Raw genomic sequence first — 18328 nt, forward strand, 5'->3', positions numbered from 1 at the left:
TATCCATTTGGGGGGCCTGGCGCCCCCCTCATTGTTTTGGAGAATATATTTATGGCAAGAGAATTTAGCCGTACTCAGCGCGTTTCTCAGGAGATGCAAAAAGAGATTGCCATCATTTTACAGCGCGAAGTAAAAGATCCGCGCATTGGAATGGCAACGGTTTCTGGTGTAGAGCTGTCACGGGATCTGGCCTATGCCAAAGTATTCGTGACTTTCCTGAATGACAACGACGAAGACGCTATTGCTGGCGGCCTGAAAGCCTTACATGATGCATCTGGTTTTATTCGTTCCCTGTTAGGAAAGGCGATGCGTCTGCGGGTTATTCCTGAGTTGACCTTTGCTTATGATAATTCACTGGTGGAAGGTATGCGTATGTCAAACCTGGTTACCAGCGTAGTGAAGAACGATGCCGAGCGCCGTGCTGCTGCCGGTGAGGATGAGGAAAAAGAGTAATGGGACGTCCTCGTCGTCGCGGTCGCGATATACACGGTGTTTTGTTACTGGATAAGCCGACTGGTATTGGCTCTAACGACGTTTTGCAGAAGGTAAAACGTATTTTCAACGCCAATAAGGCGGGACATACTGGTGCGTTGGATCCACTGGCTACCGGTATGTTGCCAATTTGTCTGGGAGAGGCGACCAAATTCTCCCAATTCTTATTGGATGCGGATAAACGTTATCGGGTGATCGCTCGGTTAGGACAACGAACCGATACCTCTGATTCTGATGGCGCTATCATTTCTGAACGTCCGGTTAATTTTACTCAGGCTCAGCTTGATAGCGCGCTGGAGAGTTTTCGCGGCGAATCAGACCAGATCCCATCAATGTATTCCGCATTGAAATATCAAGGGCGACCGCTGTATGAATATGCCCGTCAGGGTATTGACGTTCCACGCGAATCCCGAAAAATTACGGTGTATGAACTGAAATTTATTCGCTGGGAAGGTAATGAGCTGGAGCTGGAAATTCACTGTTCTAAAGGTACTTACATCCGCACCATCGTTGACGATTTAGGTGAGTTACTGGGCTGCGGTGCCCATGTGATTTTCTTGCGCCGTCTGAATGTGGCTGACTATCCAACAAAACGAATGGTAACGCTGACTCAGCTTGAGCAAATTGTTAATAACGCGCAGGCGGAAGAACGCGCTCCGGCTGAGGATTTAGATCCACTGCTGCTACCAATGGACAGCGCTGTTGCTGACTTCCCTGAAGTTAATCTATTACCTGTAATGGGCGTATACGTTAAACAGGGGCAAGCAGTACAAGCCGCCGGCGCTCCACGTAGTGGATTAGTGCGCATTACCGTAGGCGATGAACGCGAATTTATCGGCGTCGGCCAAATCGACGACGATGGCCGCGTAGCTCCCCGCCGTCTGGTAGTTGAAAACCCGGTTGAATGAGAGAATATGTTTCCACGTTTTGAGTTAGTTAGAAACTCAAACTGAGGGAGAGACCGCCGTTGGGGTCGACTTGGCGTAAGCCAACGACAAACAGGCGAAGGCCTGTTTGAACAGCGCTAGCGCTGGCCCGTCAGGGTGAAACACCGCGAGGTGTTTCATAACTGCCCCTGGGCGGGCTAGGCCCGAAGCTCTCCGATGCTAAGTACCGATGGTCTTCCGGCCGAGCACTTTAGTGATATGAGTACATGGATTTTACGGCCGGAATATTCTCAGAAGCTAATTTAAAGTGGAACCATTAACCACATAATTCCCACTATAATTGCCCCGCCGCCTTAATCGCCAGGTACCGATTCACACTCTCAACCGCCAACTGCTGCGGCTGAACGTCCAGACAAAGTACACCCGCGCTACGCAATCGCGTTAATACCGCCTGACGCTTAGATTGATAGCTCGCCGCTGCGGCTCGCAGTGCTGCATCCTGTTGATTATTAATTGGTATAGAAGCGGCATTATCCAGTTCGGTTTCTCGCAGGCTGGCAACCAGCACCAGATGGCGCTTGCTTAGTAGTTTTACCGCCGCCAGCAGGCTCTGTTCATCTTCATCTCTTAAGTTGGTAAACAGTACGACTAGCGAGCGCTTACGTTCCCGGGTAATCAGTGACTGGGCAGCAACTTCAAAATCGCTACTGGACAGAGTAGGTTGCAGGTCGTACACCTCATGCAGCACCCGGTTGATGGCATTAACTGAGCGAACCGGCGGTAAATACCGCTCCGGGCCACCCAGGGTTATTAAACCGACGGAGTCACCATAGCGTAGCCCAACATAGGAGAGCAGCAACACGGCATTTAACGCATGGTCAAAATGCATCAGCTCACCTTCACTGGCACCCATACGGCGTCCACAGTCCAGCATCATGATAATGCGTTGATTGCGTTCATCCTGATATTCCCGAGAGATCATTTTTCTCATTCGGGTGGTGGCTTTCCAGTCGATTTGCCGCATGGCATCACCACTACGGTATTCACGTAATTGCTCAAACTCCATACCCTGACCGCGTTTACGGAATTTATGAAATCCCATACCTGCCTGAGTAATGGTAGTTTGTAGTGCCATTTGAGTGATAGGTGCAAAGTTTGGAAAAACACTGACTTTTTGTGTTGAACCAACTAATGCCTGACGTTGCCATAATTGCAAAGGTGAAAACAGACGTAAATGAACGTGACCAAACCATAAATCACCGCGCATTAACGGTTTGATCCGGTAAACGACCTGAGAAATTTGTGGCGGTGTAAGTATCAGATGAATAGTTCTGTCATCGTATTCACACTTTTCTGGCGGACTATCTTTTAACTGAATTTTTTGCCGCACGGATACCTGAGAAGTGACATATAAGGTCACATTACGCCAGATGGTCTGCGGTAAACTGCCGGCAACTTCACGTTCAATAACCGGCAATGGTTGTCGGTATAAGCCGATGGCATCCAGAGTAACCAGCAGCAGAAGTGCAGCGCCACCTATCAGCCAGACAGGAAACAGAGAAGGTACGATCGCTGCGGGAATTGACCCACAGAACCAAAGACCTCCAAGTACCAGTAGCCGGTTAGAAGGCAGAATCATCTGCGTGGAGCCTCAATTTGGTCTAGCAAACGGTTGAGGATATGCTCTTCCGTCAGGCCTTCAATTTCAGCATCGGGTGAGAGTGCAATACGGTGACGTAATGTCGGTATTGCTTGTTGTTTCACATCATCAGGAGTAACAAAGTCACGCCCTGCCAGTATGGCACTGGCGCGGGAGGAACGAATTAACGCGATACCACCGCGTGGGCCAGCACCAGTGCTGATACCCGGCCAGTTACGTGTTGTTCTGACAATACTTAATGCATAATTCAGCACACTGTCATCAACCCGAATACACGCAGTAATTTTTTGCAAGGCAACAATCATTTCCGGGCTGGCAACCGCTTCGATTTTATCAACGTCCAGACGATCGCCAACGCGCTCAAAGGTGCTGGCGGCCACTAATGCCAGCTCTTCCTGCTCGGTAGGGTAGTCAAACATCACATGAAGTAAAAATCTGTCCAGCTGAGCTTCCGGCAGGGCATAGGTTCCATCCTGCTCGATCGGGTTTTGAGTCGCAATCACTAAAAAAGGAGGAGAAAGCAGAGCCGTTTCTCCTTCAATCGTAACCTGACCTTCCTGCATAACTTCCAACAACGCGGCCTGAGTTTTTGCCGGAGCCCGGTTAATTTCATCCGCCAGCATCAGGTTGGTAAATACCGGGCCACGACGCACCACAAATTCAGATGCCTTCATGTCATAAAACATATGGCCGGTGACGTCGGCAGGCATCAAATCCGGAGTAAATTGGATACGTGATGAATGACAGCTACAGGCCTGCGCCAGCGCTTTAGCCAGTAAAGTTTTCCCCAGCCCCGGAACCCCTTCGAGCAGCACATGACCGCCAGCCAGCAGGGCGCAAAGGATTTGTTCTACAACCTGTTCCTGACCAATAAATACCTTACGGATCTGTTCCTGAATACGCAGAACAATATTCGTTGCATCCTGAGGGGTAGTCGGGATAGCAGGTACCGCAACAGATGGTGAAAAGTAGTTATCCGTTGAGTTAAATTCCATAGTTTAGTCTCCTACTCGAACTGCTTTGCAGTGAGTTTAATCGGTCAATCAGCAGGCACAGGGTTTGGGTAGACTGGGTAAATTGGTTCAGGTGCTGAACCTCCCCTTCCATCGCCTGAGTAATAAGCCCGATGTCATAATGAGTAATATGTTCAATAAGTTGAGCGTCGCTACGTCTGCCTGGGTACTGAATGCGCAACGGTTGCAGCAGGCGTAACACCTCTTCCCTCAATGGCGCAACCAGTCGTTCATAGTCGTAATTATTCAGATGGAAGTCAGCAACGGCCCTTAAATGTTCGGTAAGGCTGGGACGGGCAGGTGGCGGCGTAGGAATCAGTGCACCAAAACGAGGAATATAGCGCCATAACACCAGTAAAACGCAAAGCCCAAATGCCAGTAATGTGTAAAGCGCATGTTCGACCAGCCAGCTTAACAAATTTGGTAATGTGGCATAACGAACCAGGTAGAGGGTGTCATTTCGGTCTGGCAATGTGGCGATATGTAGCCAGAGTTTGGCATGGTCATATTGCTTAATAGTGTTATTGCCAAACAGATTGAGTGGTGCAACCGTAACCCAACCCTGTTCAAACTGAAAGCGGCTGATAATATCCCATTCGCTTTTCGGTGATTCCGGAACGTTTTCTGTGGTTTTCCAGTCTACGTAAAAACGAGGTGTATCAGCGACATCAGCCACCATTTTGTCTTTTTCAAATACGATGGGTACACCATCCTGTTTTTGGTTTGGCGTATCATTCTTTGTCTCTTTTTCCGGCAATTTAACCGTAACCAGCTCAACCGGCGCTTTTGCGGTTTTGCATTTATCATCGTCATCACATTCATCCTTCAGATAAATATCAAACAGTTCCTGCAGGTCGACGCTGTTTTTATCTTCGAGAGGAGCAATAACCAGATGGCCTCCGTTACTAACCCAGTCCATCAGTTTACTTTTTTGTGTAGGTTCTTTAAGTAAGCCATCAGGATTGAATAACACCAGGGTTGATTTTGCCGGTAGCTTATTCAATGACAACGAATCACCAACGGTCTTGACCTGATAGCCGGACTTATTTAGCAATTGTTCTGCGGTGTAGTAATTATTGGCGATAACTTTCCAACTGGGTGGTGTGGTAACTTCTCGTTCTTCCCACTCAAGTTGCTGATAGTAGTAAATTGCCAGCCCGGCAATAACGGCAAAAATAATCGCCAAAATCGGCCATGGGTTGCTGCTCTTTTTCATATTATCTGCTGACATGATTAGCTGGCCTCCCACTGAGATTGATGATCATAGTGAGTTGGCCATTCCCGGCACAGTTGTTCCAGTTTTGTTATATCAGGAGAACGATGTGCGTAAGCCTGTGCCAGCCAGAGCTGAGTTAGCTTGATAAAAAAATCTGCACTGTTAAGTTCTGCGCGTTTGACTAAACGGATACAGTCCTGTTCGGTGTCAGAAGAGCGAAACATCACCCGATCCCGATGTGCAAGCACCGATAACGAACCGCGAAATAGCAGGCTGAGGGCAGAACGCAAATCGCCGGAATGAATCATCGACAGGGCAACTTCAGCGATATTCTCAGGCAAAGATTCGGGTTGAATATCCAATCCGGCAATTTGTGCCGGAGGAGCCTCTTTCTGACCTTTTTGCCCCCGCATATCGGGTAATCGAATAATAATAAAATAGGCAATAGCAATGACCACCAGAGCCAGTATTCCCCAGAGCATCCATTGGCCAGCGCCCGTTAAAGCAACTAATGCACTGTTAGGATTGGCTGAAACAGGAGGCGGTGAGAAATCCGGTTTTTTATTGGGCTTCTTCACCTTCTTTTCTTGCATAAACTTCAGACGCTTTCTGACTTCTTTACCGCCATACTCTGGTTGTTTCAGTATTTGTTGTAATTTTTCAGGAGCATCATTAATCGTTTCTTGTCTGACGGTTGAATTGTTTTGGCTGGCATAACTGTGAGAAGGGTAGCCAGAGATACCTAGGGTCAACACAAGCAACATAGCAGCAAACAGAGTCGACGAAGCAATACGGCTTCGTTTTTCTATTTTGCGAAATTCCAGTTCAATATCCCAGGCTTCGATATCACTGCGTCTCTTTAAATAAAGAGAAAAACCAGCGGCAACGTAGATAGGTTCCCACAATAAAATGCCAAGAATATAGAATCCCAGAGCCATCAGTGAGTGGTAACTAACATTGTTAAACCACAGATCTTTTAGCAGATCGTCGCTATAGCTATTGTTATCAATAGATATCATGGCGACGAATGCAATAGCACAGACAGGAAAAATCTTTTCTACCACAAAACCAAACAGCGTTAATACGGCAGCATTAATACCAATGTAGTTTGAAATCGCTTTGCGTCTTATTTTGGCATTGCGGCCTTTAACACCTTCAAGCACATCAACGGGGAGCGTCAATGAGCGATAAGGTGAGAAACGGGCCCAGGTGAGAGCTCGAATTAACCGGGTTTTGAATAGTAATGTAGGAATCGCCTTCATGCTTTGACGTAAGGTTGGGGCAGAGCCAAACACCGCCCTGCTAATAACAAACAGCGCCATACGGTCAAGCATTGGTTTTATCCACCAAATCAGCAGATAGATAGCGGTATAACTAAATTCAGCCCAATAGGACAAACTAAACAGCAGGCCAATCACCGGTAACGAAAAGCATAACCACGCAATATAGAGAGGCTTGAACCAGTGCATTGCCATGCGAACGCCTAAATCAATGGCCTCATTGGCAGGTCTGGTACGTAGCACAATGGCTAAACGATCAAGACGCATGGCGACGCCCTGTAAAAATAAAATAGCCAAGCAACAGAAGTAGCGTAAAGACACCACCAGCAATTTTTATTGGTAGAGGGAAATTATGCGGTGACCAGAATGCTTCAATCATCGCGGCTATCAGTAACATGATGCCGCTACCACAAATCAGACCCAACACTGAACGCGCTGTGGTTCTTAATGAATCAGGGCGACTCAGACGGCCAGGCATAATTAAACTCCAGCCCAGCTTTAATCCGGTGGCACCAGAAATGATTATTCCACCAATTTCAAATGCAGTATGACCAAGAACAAACGAATAAAAGTTGCGCCCGGCACCAATATTAACCAACCGGGCTTCGATGGCTCCCATGTGGATGCCATTAAATACCAGAGTGTATACCGTACCTAAACCAGCCAGCAGGCCACCGGCAAAAGCCCTGAAGGCAATGCTAATATTGTTATAAATGTAGAAACCAAACATCTTCCAGTTAGAGCCAGAATCACGCAGGATACTGGCGCCATAGTCAAAGGCATCGTCACCGTTGTACATATCATCCATCTGATGAATATCATCAGGGGCAATAACCACGTAGATAAAATCAGGCCACAGGCGAATAATCACCATCATAATCATCCACGGCCCAATAATAAGAAGCGCAGAGAGAAGCACCCAACGGAGATTGGCTCGCAGGTCGGCGGCAAATCCACCGGCGATATAGTTCAACATTCGACCACTTATACCACTGTTGGTACGATATAAGATGTCATGTCCTGATTGAACCAAATTGTGTAATCGCTCAACCAACAGCAAGCTATAACCACGATCGCGAGCGATAGATAAATGTTGGCAAAGATTTCGATAGCGCTGTGGCATCTCATGGTTGGCAAAAGGTTGCGGAGATGCAGACCCATCCTGATTTTTTATAATTCTCAGATGGTGGCCTAACCAGTTTTCGAAGGCTTCCCATTCTGCCTGATGTAATGCTTCGAAGCGTTCCTGCTTCATGGTTTGCGTCCTATCAAGAAGTTAGCAATGCTGATAAGGCGTGCCGCACCCTGAGGCTCTTGCGGGTGTATGGTTTGTGATAATTGTGGCAACAGTGCCGCCAGCTCTTCTTGTCTGGGTTTAGTCAAACCAACTGAACGTTCAGCGAAAGAGACAATGGTTTTTTGTGTGCCGCGCGACAGTGGAAAATCAGGTGGAACCGGCATTGCTTCCGGCACGCTAAAGCGTCTGGCGGCAGGTTCGGTATAAACCACCATGGTGCCTGCGACGATATCTCCCAGACGACGGAACTCTTTATTGGTCAACATGGATATCAGACCAAACAGATAGAAAAGTGGGAAGAAATCAGCAAAACGTAGAAAATTACGAATGATAGAAGCACTTAAACTAATTGGGGTTCCATTATCGTTAAGTACTTTTAAGCCAACCAGACGTTTACCGGGTGTCTTTCCTTTAAATACGACTTCGAAAAAGACCGGGTAAAACCATTCAATAAGGAAAATTGAAATCAGAAATAGCCCAATACCTAAATCACCAATAAACATGGAAGGTATTGCGATAAGCAGCATTAATAGCCATCGTAAGATGGTATCAATAAAAAAAGCGAAACCACGGGGCAGAAATCCGGCAGGGTGCAATCGGATTTCAATCAGCTCCGGTGTAGTGATGTCACGAACCGTATCAAGCATCATATATTAAAGCCGGGCAGAAGCCCGGCTTTATCTCTGAAAATTACTTAGCAATAAACAGACTACGGTAAGTCGTGTAGTACGTAGCAAGGAACAGAGGCATGGTGATTAACAGACCTAAACCAAAAGGTAAGGCTGAAATGAACATGATGATACCCATTACCAGGAAGAACAGCAGGCCTGAAACAATGTTCTTTTTAACCGCAGACAGGCTCATAGAAACAGCCTGACCTAAAGGCAGGTTGTGCACCACGATCAGAGCAGGAGCAAACCAGGTTAATGCATAACCAACCAGATAGATAACCATCATTAACAGGAAGGCCAGGAACATCATACCGCCGCTTGCGCCAGCCATTGCCATTGATGGATCGCCACCTGCTTGTGAACCCACAGCCATTGCCAGCATAGCACTACCGCCAACAACGAACATCACAATAATCGCCAGAATCATGATACCGAACATGATAGCGCCAACACCCAGCAGCGAACCCAGATTCTTTTGGAAACCGGAGAACAATAAGCCAAGGTCAACTTCACCCGTCATACGTTGCTTTTCACAGATAGCAATAATGCCACCAACGAAAATTGGCATAATAACGGCAGTTAAGATGTTCAGGAATGGGATGAAACTAACAATCATGAGAATTACAAACAGAACGATACCCAGAACAACCCACATACCTAATTTAGGTTTCATGAAGTTCCAGGCTTGAGTAATCCAATTAACGCCTTCACCGGCAGGAACAGCTTGACCGCCAGGGATAAAGGTTTCACCAGCTTTATCAAGTACCACTGCTACGTCTTCGACGTTAGATTCTGGTGGTGTGTAAGGGTTATGGTCTTGTTGAGTCATAGTATGTTTCTCTTTCCTTAGGGAGTTTATGGTCTATAAAGTATTGACCAAATCCATATATTTAAAAAATTATTTCAGCCAAGGCCCTCAGCACCCAAAAAAATCAAATATAGCGGGGGGTTGAGGAACGATAATCATACTCGCCAAGCGATTTTATGAAAAGGGAATTTGCGTGTTTTTGATATATTTGCCCACTCTTTTCCCTAAAAGTCATTAGCTGGTTAATAGTTAGATTGCGGTGTAAATTGTTAGTAGTTGTGATAGTTAATGGTTATTGGCGTTTGTTAAATAATTTTTAGTGCCTAACTTGTTCGCTGGCTTGCTATATGGCAGAGCGGGGAGTAGTATATATCGGCTTATGCATTGGGTGGCTGAATTAGAGATCGGCGCCTGTTTTATTTATATCTAAGAGTTGGAGTTCTATAATGTCTCTAAGTGTTGAAGCGAAAGCTAAAATTGTTGCTGAGTATGGTCGTGGCGCAAACGACAGTGGTTCACCAGAAGTTCAGGTAGCCCTGCTGACTGCACAAATTAACCACCTGCAAGGCCATTTCTCCGAGCACAAAAAAGATCACCACAGCCGTCGTGGTCTGCTGCGTATGGTTTCTCAGCGTCGTAAGCTGCTGGACTATCTGAAGCGTAAAGACAGCTCACGCTATACTCAACTGATTGCAAGTCTGGGTCTGCGTCGCTAAGTCGATGAGTTTCAGGAGAAAGGGGCCAAATGTGGCCCCTTTCTTCTAGGATTAGACGTTAAATAGCAGTATCATAGAACGCTGATTTTTGGGCCTTCTGGTGCAGAGATTCGCGCGGCTAATGAAAGTATTGATGTGGTAGCGGTTATTTTTATGACCAATACTCTGTTAAATCAGGATTTTCATTAGTCGCGAGGATGCAGTCAGAAGAAAGTTAAAGTTAGTCTGTCGAAGCAAATGCTTGATGGACCCGTATGAAAATAAAGGAAAATAGCTTGCTAAATCCGATTGTTCGTAAATTTAAGTATGGTCAACATACCGTGACGTTAGAAACCGGTATGATGGCTCGTCAGGCAACGGCTGCTGTGATGGTAAACGTTGATGACACCGCAGTATTCGTTACTGTTGTGGGCGCGAAAAAAGCAAAAGAAGGTCAATCTTTCTTCCCATTAACCGTTAACTATCAAGAGCGTACTTACGCTGCTGGTCGTATCCCGGGTGGTTTTTTCCGTCGTGAAGGTCGTCCTAGCGAAGGTGAAACACTGATTGCTCGTCTGATTGACCGTCCGATTCGTCCTCTGTTCCCTGAAGGTTTCCTGAATGAAGTTCAGGTTATCGCGACCGTAGTTTCTGTTAACCCACAAGTTAGCCCGGATATCGTGGCAATGATTGGTACTTCTGCAGCATTAGTGCTGTCAGGTATTCCATTCAATGGCCCAATTGGAGCGGCACGCGTCGGTTATATTAACGATCAATATGTTCTGAACCCAACTACCGATGAGCTGAAAGAGAGCCGTCTGGATCTGGTGGTTGCAGGTACTCAAAGCGCAGTATTGATGGTTGAATCAGAAGCAGAATTACTGAGCGAAGAACAAATGCTGGGTGCCGTTATGTTTGGTCATGAGCAACAGCAAGTTGTGATTGATAACATCAATGCGCTGGCAGCAGAAGCGGGTAAAGCTAAGTGGGAATGGCAAGCACCTGAAACTAATCAGGCGCTGTATGCTCAGGTTGAAGCGTTAGCTTCTGCTCGCTTAGGTGATGCTTACCGTATTACTGATAAACAAGAACGTTATGCTCAAATCGACGTGATTAAAGCAGACGTAGTTGCAGCCCTGTTAGAACAGAATGCAGACTTAAACCAAAGCGAAATCGGCGACATGCTGGGCAGCATCGAGAAGAACGTGGTTCGTAGTCGCGTATTACGCGGTGAGCCACGTATCGATGGCCGTGAAAAAGATATGATTCGTGGATTAGATGTACGCACAGGCGTATTACCACGTACCCATGGTTCAGCGCTGTTTACCCGTGGTGAAACTCAGGCACTGGTTGTGGCAACGCTGGGTACTGCCCGTGATGCACAAAACATTGATGAGTTGACCGGTGAACGTACCGACAGCTTCCTGTTCCATTATAACTTCCCTCCGTACTCTGTAGGTGAAACCGGTATGGTTGGTTCACCGAAGCGTCGTGAGATTGGTCATGGTCGTCTGGCTAAACGCGGCGTATTGGCTGTGATGCCTGACCAGACTGAATTCCCGTATACCGTTCGTGTGGTATCAGAAATTACTGAATCTAACGGTTCATCTTCAATGGCTTCTGTTTGTGGTGCTTCATTAGCACTGATGGACGCAGGCGTGCCAATTAAAGCTGCCGTTGCGGGTATCGCAATGGGTCTGGTAAAAGATGATGAAAACTTTGTTGTTCTGTCAGATATCCTGGGTGATGAAGATCACTTAGGTGATATGGACTTTAAAGTAGCCGGTAGCCGTGAAGGTATCTCTGCGCTGCAGATGGATATTAAAATTGAAGGTATTACCCGTGAGATCATGAAAGTAGCTCTGAATCAGGCTAAAGGTGCTCGTCTGCACATTCTTGGCGTGATGGAACAAGCTATTTCTGCACCTCGTGGTGATATTTCTGAGTTTGCACCACGTATTCACACCATCAAGATTAATCCTGAGAAAATCAAGGATGTGATCGGTAAAGGTGGTGCGGTAATTCGTGCTCTGACTGAAGAAACCGGTACAACTATCGAAATCGAAGATGATGGCACAGTGAAGATTGCTGCAGTTGACGGTGATAAAGCGAAACACGCTATTCGCCGCATTGAAGAAATCACCGCTGATGTTGAAGTTAATCGCGTTTATGCCGGTAAAGTGACCCGTATCGTTGACTTTGGTGCTTTCGTATCCATCGTTGGCGGTAAAGAAGGTCTGGTTCATATCTCTCAAATCGCGGATAAGCGCGTAGAGAAAGTATCAGATTACCTGCAAATGGGTCAGGAAGTTCAGGTGAAAGTGATGGAAGTTGATCGTCAAGGCCGTATTCGCTTAAGCATTAAAGAAGCGACCGCGCCAAGTCAAGACGCTCCAGCGGCATCTGAAGAGCAATAACGGTAATATTTATTATTACTGTAATTAATTACATGGTGTCTTGTTGTTGTATAATAACAAGTCACCATGTGTATGACTGGGACAGGGAGTTCTTGTGTAAAAGCAAGTGGATGGTAGGATACCTATCCCATGTTTGTCTCCGGGAGTTGAAATGAAGCCTATTTTGCGCTGGTGCTACATTGTTGCAACAGCCATTCTGTTAACAGGATGTAGCAGCCTTGAAGGGCGTAAATATGGCGTTTTGGCAATTCCATTGCAGCCAACGCTGCAACAGGAAGTGATGCTGGCACGCATGGAACAAATCCTTGCAAGTCAGGTCTTATCAGGTGATGAAAGAGCGCAGCTATTGTATGAACGTGGCGTACTGTTCGACAGTCTTGGACTGCGGGCATTAGCACGTAATGACTTTTCGCAAGCGTTAATGATTCGTCCTGATATTCCAGAGGCATTCAATTACTTAGGAATATATCTGACGCAGGGCGGCAACTTTGATGCTGCTTATGATGCGTTTGATTCTGTATTAGAGCTTGATCCAACTTATAACTACGCGCGTTTAAACCGAGGGATTGCCTTGTATTATGGCGGTCGCTACATTTTAGCGCAGGATGATCTGCTGGCGTTTTATCATGACGACCCTAACGATCCTTTCCGGTCTCTGTGGCTGTATTTAGCTGAAAAAGAGATTGATTCAGGCAAAGCAAAAAAGGCTCTTAAAGAGCGTTATGCTAAGGCTGAACGAGGAGAGTGGGGCTGGAATATTGTGGAGTTCTACCTGGGTAACATCAGCGAAAAAACGCTGGTTAGCCGCTTACAGGCAGAAGCAACGGATAACACTTCGCTCGCTGAGCATCTCAGTGAAACTGACTTCTATTTAGGTAAACACTACCTGAGTCTGGGGGACAAGAACACCGCCGTGGCGTTGTTCAAACTGACGGTTGCCAACAATGTACATAACTTTGTTGAGCACCGCTATGCACTGTTGGAATTAGCCTTGTTCGGGCTAGAGCAAGACGACCTATCAGAATCGGATAAAAAATAGACTGACGATTAAGTCAAAGCGGCCTTGCGTGTCTTAATGACAAACGAGGGCGGTTTTTCTGTTCGTTTTTTAATCTAATTTGAGCTGGTTCACACTTTTAAATGAAAATGACTGAGTATTTTCTCAATAAGGTATGTAGACTGGCCGCCATTTTTAGTGAGGCACGTGTACATGTCTGAGATAGAAACCTCTTTTGCTGATTTAGGCTTATCAGCACCTTTATTAAAAGCATTGACCGATATGGGATATGAAAAACCATCCCCGATTCAGTCGGCTTGTATTCCACACCTACTGGAAGGTCGCGATGTATTGGGCATGGCGCAAACCGGTAGCGGTAAAACAGCGGCATTCGCATTGCCGTTTCTTAACAATATTCAAGCTGATATGGCCTGTCCGCAGGTTCTGGTATTGGCTCCAACCCGCGAATTAGCGGTTCAGGTAGCGGAAGCTTGTACTGAATATGCTAAAAATATGTCGGGTGTTCGCGTTGTTGCTCTGTACGGCGGTCAGCGCTATGACGTGCAGCTGCGCGCTTTACGTCAGGGCCCACAAATTGTAGTGGGAACCCCTGGTCGTCTGTTAGACCACCTGAAACGTGGTACTTTAGATTTATCTAAGCTGAAAGGTTTAGTGCTGGATGAAGCTGACGAAATGTTACGTATGGGCTTCATCGAAGACGTTGAAACCATCATGGCGCAGATCCCGGCTGAACATCAGACCGCACTGTTCTCTGCAACGATGCCGGAAGCGATTCGTCGTATTACCCGTCGTTTCATGAAGGATCCACAAGAAGTTCGCATTCAGTCCAGCGTAGTGAATACACCAGATATCAGCCAGAGTTACTGGACGGTATACGGTATGCGTAAGAATGAAGCGCTGGTTCGTTTCCTTGAAGCGGAAGATTTTGATGCGGCGATTATTTTCGTTCGTACCAAAAATGCCACGCTGGAAGTTGCTGAAGCGTTAGAGCGTAGTGGCTATAACAGCGCCGCGTTAAATGGTGATATGAACCAGGCTCTGCGTGAACAAACACTGGAGCGCCTGAAGAATGGCCGTCTGGATATTCTGATTGCGACTGACGTTGCTGCTCGTGGTCTGGACGTTGAGCGTATCAGCCTGGTAGTAAACTATGATATCCCGATGGATTCAGAGTCCTATGTTCACCGTATCGGTCGTACCGGTCGTGCTGGTCGTGCTGGTCGTGCATTACTGTTCGTTGAGAACCGTGAACGTCGTTTACTGCGCAACATTGAACGTACGATGAAAATTACCATTCCTGAAGTTGATTTACCTTCAGGTGACTTGCTAAGTAAGCGTCGTTTAGAGAAGTTTGCTACACGCGTTAGTCAGCAACTGGAAAGTAGCGATCTGGATCAATACCGTGCGCTGTTGGCTAAATTACAGCCAGCGGAAGAGCAGGATATTGAAACACTGGCCGCTGCACTGTTGAAGATGGCTCAGGGCGAACGTCCATTAATTTTGCCACCGGATGCGCCAGTTGACCGTCGTCCTCGTCGTGAAATGCGCGATCGTGACGATCGTGGCAGTAACGATCGTTTTGGTCGTCGTGAACGTGATAGCAGTAACAGCCGTGAAGCTCCACCACGTCGCGAACGTCGTGATGTGGGTGAAATGGAGATGTACCGTATTGAGGTGGGTCGTGATGATGGTGTTGAAGTCCGTCATATCGTTGGGGCTATTGCCAACGAAGGGGATATCAGCAGCCGTTACATTGGTAACATCAAACTGTACGCCACTCATTCAACGATCGAGTTGCCAAAAGGTATGCCTGGAGAGCTGTTACAGCACTTCACCAAGACTCGCGTACTGAATAAACCATTGAATATGCAACTGATGGGTGATGCACCTGCCAGTGAACCTCGTCGTGGTGGCGGTGGTCGTCGTGATGGTGCCCCGGCAGCAGGTGGTGAGCGTCGTCCTTTTAATGGTGAACGTCGTTCTTCCGGCAACGGTGGCGCAGGCCGGGGTCGTGATGGTCAATCCCGTGGCCCACGTCGTGAAGCTGGTAGCCGTGAAGGTGGTAACAGTGCCCCACGTCGTCGTTCATATTCTGGTAATGAATAAGATGTAAAAATACATGGGTAAAGGTTTGTAAGCCTTGATTCATTAAAGATTACATAAAAAGCACCTGTGAGTACTCTCATCAGGTGCTTTTTTTTATTATGCTATTATATAAATAGGAGTATTCACCTATTGTCATTATTAATGGATTTAATCTGATATTAAACCGACTCCTGCATATAATGAGGTGAAAGGTTTTATTTAATTTGTTTTTAATTTACGGATAATTACCACATGAACACAGAAAAAAACGTTTTACCTATTCCGGCATTACCTATTATTCAAAGTACTGTATTAGCTTCAGCCCCGACTTTTGGTGGTGGCCGTCATGATGGGCATATGAATGTATTATGTGCATTAGTTCGCGGCGAAAAAACAGCTGAAGAAGCAGCAAACTATTTAAAAGAAAATGTCATTGATACCTCTAATGATAAAGCATTTTCACTATTTGTCGGTGAGCGTCGCCCTGAGCAAGATGCAGCATGTGCTGCGTATATTGCTTCAACAGTTTTAATTCCACCTAATTTTGGTGAGTTTTTGGAGCCTGCGGCAGATAAATCTGATGATAATAAAGATGGTAAGCAAGAGTTCTCGATTAATCAGGAACGTTTGAATGCCTCATTAACGACTAAGCTGGCGGTTGCATTAGCCAACGTAGATGTGTTTGCTTTGATTGCCCGGATTTTACCAGAGAATCTAACGGTTGAAGCTTACCGCACTGAAATCACTCGTCTGTTTGGTTTATTAGCGCCAGTATATATGGAGCGAGTTCAGGCCTATTTCCATAATGGATTAAATTTCAATCTGTTACAAATGCAGAACAATCAATTTACTTTCACCAGTTCAAACGGTTATGTATTTAACTATGATATTAATGGGTTGAGTCTGAGATTGGGTGGGATTAATTGGTATGGTAGCGGTCAGCTTATGGGGCAGGAACACTATCTGAATGTGGATTACTTCACGCCAAAAGTTGCTGAATTGCTGAAATAAGGTTTACGGTGACAAGAGTAAAAAAACGGCCTCAGTGCCGTTTTTTTTATGGACGTCAATTTTTCTGAATAACACAAAATTATCACGGTTTTTTTACATGTTATTGGGTAAAATAGCGCGGCTCTGATGTTAACAGCTCAGTGCCTGTTCGTTACTTAATACTGCAATACATCAATTCTTATCTTGTTTGTCGCCCTCTGGCTGGCAAGTGCTGATACTGTTCCTGATTAAGATTGATTTATCACTATTGAGAACAATTATTTATTTAAAATAATTTTTTCAAGGATAAGAAATCTATGCGTTGGCAAGATTTTAAAACCCAGTATTTAATAAAATTCTGGGCACCTCTCCCTGCGGTTATTGCAGCAGGTATTCTTTCTACTTATTATTTTGGCTTAACCGGCACATTTTGGGCGGTCACCGGCGAATTCACTCGCTGGGGTGGTCATATAGCCCAGCTATTCGGTGCCGATCCTCAACAGTGGGGTTATTTCAAGGTGATAGGTCTTGAAGGAACGCCACTGGATCGCATTGATGGCATGATGATTATTGGTATGTTTGGTGGCTGTATCGCTGCGGCGCTATGGGCCAATAATATTAAACTGCGTTTACCACAGCATCGTATCCGTATTTTCCAGGCGGTACTGGGAGGCATTATTGCCGGTTTTGGTGCTCGTTTAGCGATGGGCTGTAACCTGGCGGCTTTCTTTACCGGTATTCCTCAGTTTTCACTGCATGCCTGGTTCTTTGCGTTGGCTACGGCAGTGGGTTCTTATTTTGGCGCTCGTTTTACTCTGTTGCCAATATTTCGCATTCCGGTCAAATTGCAAAAGGTCAGTGCCGCATCACCATTGACTCAAAAACCTGTACAGGCTCGTCGTCGCTTTCGTATTGGTATGATTATCTTCCTGGTGATGGTTATCTGGGGAATGGTGGAGATTACCAGTAGTCCTAAGCTGGGAATTGCAATGCTGTTTGGCTTGGGGTTTGGTTTGTTGATTGAACGAGCCCAAATCTGCTTCACCTCGGCTTTTCGCGACCTGTGGATCACCGGACGTACCCATATGGCGAAAGCCATTATTATCGGTATGGCGGTGAGCGCAATTGGGATCTTCAGCTATGTTCAGATGGGGGCTCATCCAAAAATTATGTGGGCCGGGCCAAATGCAGTATTGGGTGGATTACTGTTTGGTTTCGGTATTGTCTTAGCCGGTGGTTGTGAAACTGGCTGGATGTACCGTGCAGTTGAAGGGCAAGTTCACTATTGGTGGGTAGGCATCGGTAACGTTATTGGTGCGACTATTCTGGCCTATTATTGGGATGATATAGCTCCCGCGCTGGCAACCAATTATGACAAGGTAAACCTGCTTGATACCTTTGGCCCTTATGGCGGCCTGTTAGTGACCTATATTCTGCTGGGTTTAGCCTTTGCAGCCATGTTGTGGTGGGAGAAGCACTTTTTTGCCAAAAAGAATGCCCAAAGCGCCATTTCTCTTAACACCAGTAAGGAACCCGCATGAGTCAGGATAACCCAAATATAGTTCCGGATTACCGTTTAGATATGGTAGGTGAGCCTTGTCCCTATCCTGCGGTAGCAACACTGGAAGCGATGCCTCAGTTGAAGTCAGGGGAAGTTCTGGAAGTGATCAGTGATTGCCCGCAATCCATTAATAATATCCCTCTTGATGCCAAAAACCATGGCTATGAAGTGTTGGATATTCAGCAGGATGGGCCAACCATTCGTTATTTAATCAGAAAATAACAGAAAATAGTGGGGC

At 46.2% G+C, this 18328-nt stretch carries 17 protein-coding genes; 10 read left to right on the plus strand and 7 right to left on the minus strand.

Features of this window, described 5'->3' with window-relative positions:
- Positions 1 to 51: 51 nt before the first annotated feature.
- A complete protein-coding gene (gene rbfA, locus I2494_RS11200) occupies positions 52 to 453 on the plus strand; it encodes a 30S ribosome-binding factor RbfA (RefSeq protein WP_130590296.1) in 402 nt (133 codons plus the stop codon).
- Entirely contained in the window at positions 453 to 1400 is a 948-nt protein-coding gene (truB, locus tag I2494_RS11205; RefSeq protein ID WP_218466927.1) for a tRNA pseudouridine(55) synthase TruB, read from the plus strand. Before rbfA ends, truB begins: the two co-directional genes overlap by 1 nt.
- A gap of 313 nt (positions 1401 to 1713) precedes the next feature.
- Here the strand turns inward: truB and I2494_RS11210 are convergent, their stop codons facing one another.
- The 7 genes from I2494_RS11210 to I2494_RS11240 are packed head-to-tail and all read right to left on the minus strand — an operon-like array spanning position 1714 to position 9345.
- Entirely contained in the window at positions 1714 to 3018 is a 1305-nt protein-coding gene (locus I2494_RS11210) for a DUF58 domain-containing protein (protein WP_218466926.1), read from the minus strand.
- Positions 3015 to 4034: an AAA family ATPase gene (locus I2494_RS11215; protein WP_218466925.1), complete on the minus strand. Its 1020-nt coding sequence runs from the start codon at positions 4032 to 4034 to the stop codon at positions 3015 to 3017. The genes I2494_RS11210 and I2494_RS11215 overlap by 4 nt, the downstream gene beginning before the upstream one ends.
- Positions 4024 to 5283: a DUF4350 domain-containing protein gene (locus tag I2494_RS11220; protein WP_218466924.1), complete on the minus strand. Its 1260-nt coding sequence runs from the start codon at positions 5281 to 5283 to the stop codon at positions 4024 to 4026. The genes I2494_RS11215 and I2494_RS11220 overlap by 11 nt, the downstream gene beginning before the upstream one ends.
- A gap of 2 nt (positions 5284 to 5285) precedes the next feature.
- Positions 5286 to 6815 carry a DUF4129 domain-containing protein gene (locus I2494_RS11225; RefSeq protein WP_218466923.1) on the minus strand — a complete coding sequence of 510 codons (1530 nt, stop codon included), beginning with the start codon at positions 6813 to 6815 and terminating at the stop codon, positions 5286 to 5288.
- The gene (locus I2494_RS11230) at positions 6805 to 7803 is read right to left on the minus strand and encodes a stage II sporulation protein M (protein WP_218466922.1); all 999 of its coding nucleotides are present in this window, start codon (positions 7801 to 7803) and stop codon (positions 6805 to 6807) included. The genes I2494_RS11225 and I2494_RS11230 overlap by 11 nt, the downstream gene beginning before the upstream one ends.
- Entirely contained in the window at positions 7800 to 8495 is a 696-nt protein-coding gene (locus tag I2494_RS11235; RefSeq protein ID WP_218466921.1) for an RDD family protein, read from the minus strand. Before I2494_RS11235 ends, I2494_RS11230 begins: the two co-directional genes overlap by 4 nt.
- A 40-nt stretch (positions 8496 to 8535) precedes the next feature.
- Positions 8536 to 9345, minus strand: coding sequence for a BPSS1780 family membrane protein (locus I2494_RS11240; RefSeq protein WP_228350929.1), 810 nt, complete (start codon positions 9343 to 9345; stop codon positions 8536 to 8538).
- 425 nt (positions 9346 to 9770) lie between these two features.
- Between I2494_RS11240 and rpsO the strand changes: the two genes are divergently transcribed.
- The 8 genes from rpsO (at position 9771) to yedF (ending at position 18312) form a co-directional block, all read left to right on the plus strand.
- The gene (gene rpsO, locus I2494_RS11245; RefSeq protein WP_047779836.1) at positions 9771 to 10040 is read left to right on the plus strand and encodes a 30S ribosomal protein S15; all 270 of its coding nucleotides are present in this window, start codon (positions 9771 to 9773) and stop codon (positions 10038 to 10040) included.
- A gap of 275 nt (positions 10041 to 10315) precedes the next feature.
- Complete coding sequence (pnp, locus tag I2494_RS11250; protein ID WP_218466920.1) at positions 10316 to 12436, plus strand: polyribonucleotide nucleotidyltransferase; 2121 nt, start codon at positions 10316 to 10318, stop codon at positions 12434 to 12436.
- Between the two features lie 151 nt (positions 12437 to 12587).
- Positions 12588 to 13475: a lipoprotein NlpI gene (nlpI, locus tag I2494_RS11255; RefSeq protein ID WP_218466919.1), complete on the plus strand. Its 888-nt coding sequence runs from the start codon at positions 12588 to 12590 to the stop codon at positions 13473 to 13475.
- A gap of 107 nt (positions 13476 to 13582) precedes the next feature.
- Entirely contained in the window at positions 13583 to 13654 is a 72-nt protein-coding gene (gene yrbN, locus I2494_RS20695; RefSeq protein ID WP_407656544.1) for a protein YrbN, read from the plus strand.
- Entirely contained in the window at positions 13647 to 15560 is a 1914-nt protein-coding gene (locus I2494_RS11260) for a DEAD/DEAH family ATP-dependent RNA helicase (protein ID WP_218466918.1), read from the plus strand. The genes yrbN and I2494_RS11260 overlap by 8 nt, the downstream gene beginning before the upstream one ends.
- A gap of 231 nt (positions 15561 to 15791) precedes the next feature.
- The gene (locus I2494_RS11265) at positions 15792 to 16550 is read left to right on the plus strand and encodes a hypothetical protein (protein WP_218466917.1); all 759 of its coding nucleotides are present in this window, start codon (positions 15792 to 15794) and stop codon (positions 16548 to 16550) included.
- A 296-nt stretch (positions 16551 to 16846) separates the two neighbouring features.
- A complete protein-coding gene (gene yedE / locus I2494_RS11270) occupies positions 16847 to 18070 on the plus strand; it encodes a selenium metabolism membrane protein YedE/FdhT (RefSeq protein WP_218466916.1) in 1224 nt (407 codons plus the stop codon).
- Positions 18067 to 18312 carry a sulfurtransferase-like selenium metabolism protein YedF gene (gene yedF / locus I2494_RS11275; RefSeq protein WP_218466915.1) on the plus strand — a complete coding sequence of 82 codons (246 nt, stop codon included), beginning with the start codon at positions 18067 to 18069 and terminating at the stop codon, positions 18310 to 18312. The genes yedE and yedF overlap by 4 nt, the downstream gene beginning before the upstream one ends.
- Positions 18313 to 18328 lie beyond the last annotated feature (16 nt).

It is taken from the genome of Limnobaculum allomyrinae, from assembly GCF_016649425.1.
In the GTDB taxonomy this organism is placed as follows: Bacteria; Pseudomonadota; Gammaproteobacteria; order Enterobacterales; family Enterobacteriaceae; genus Limnobaculum; species Limnobaculum allomyrinae.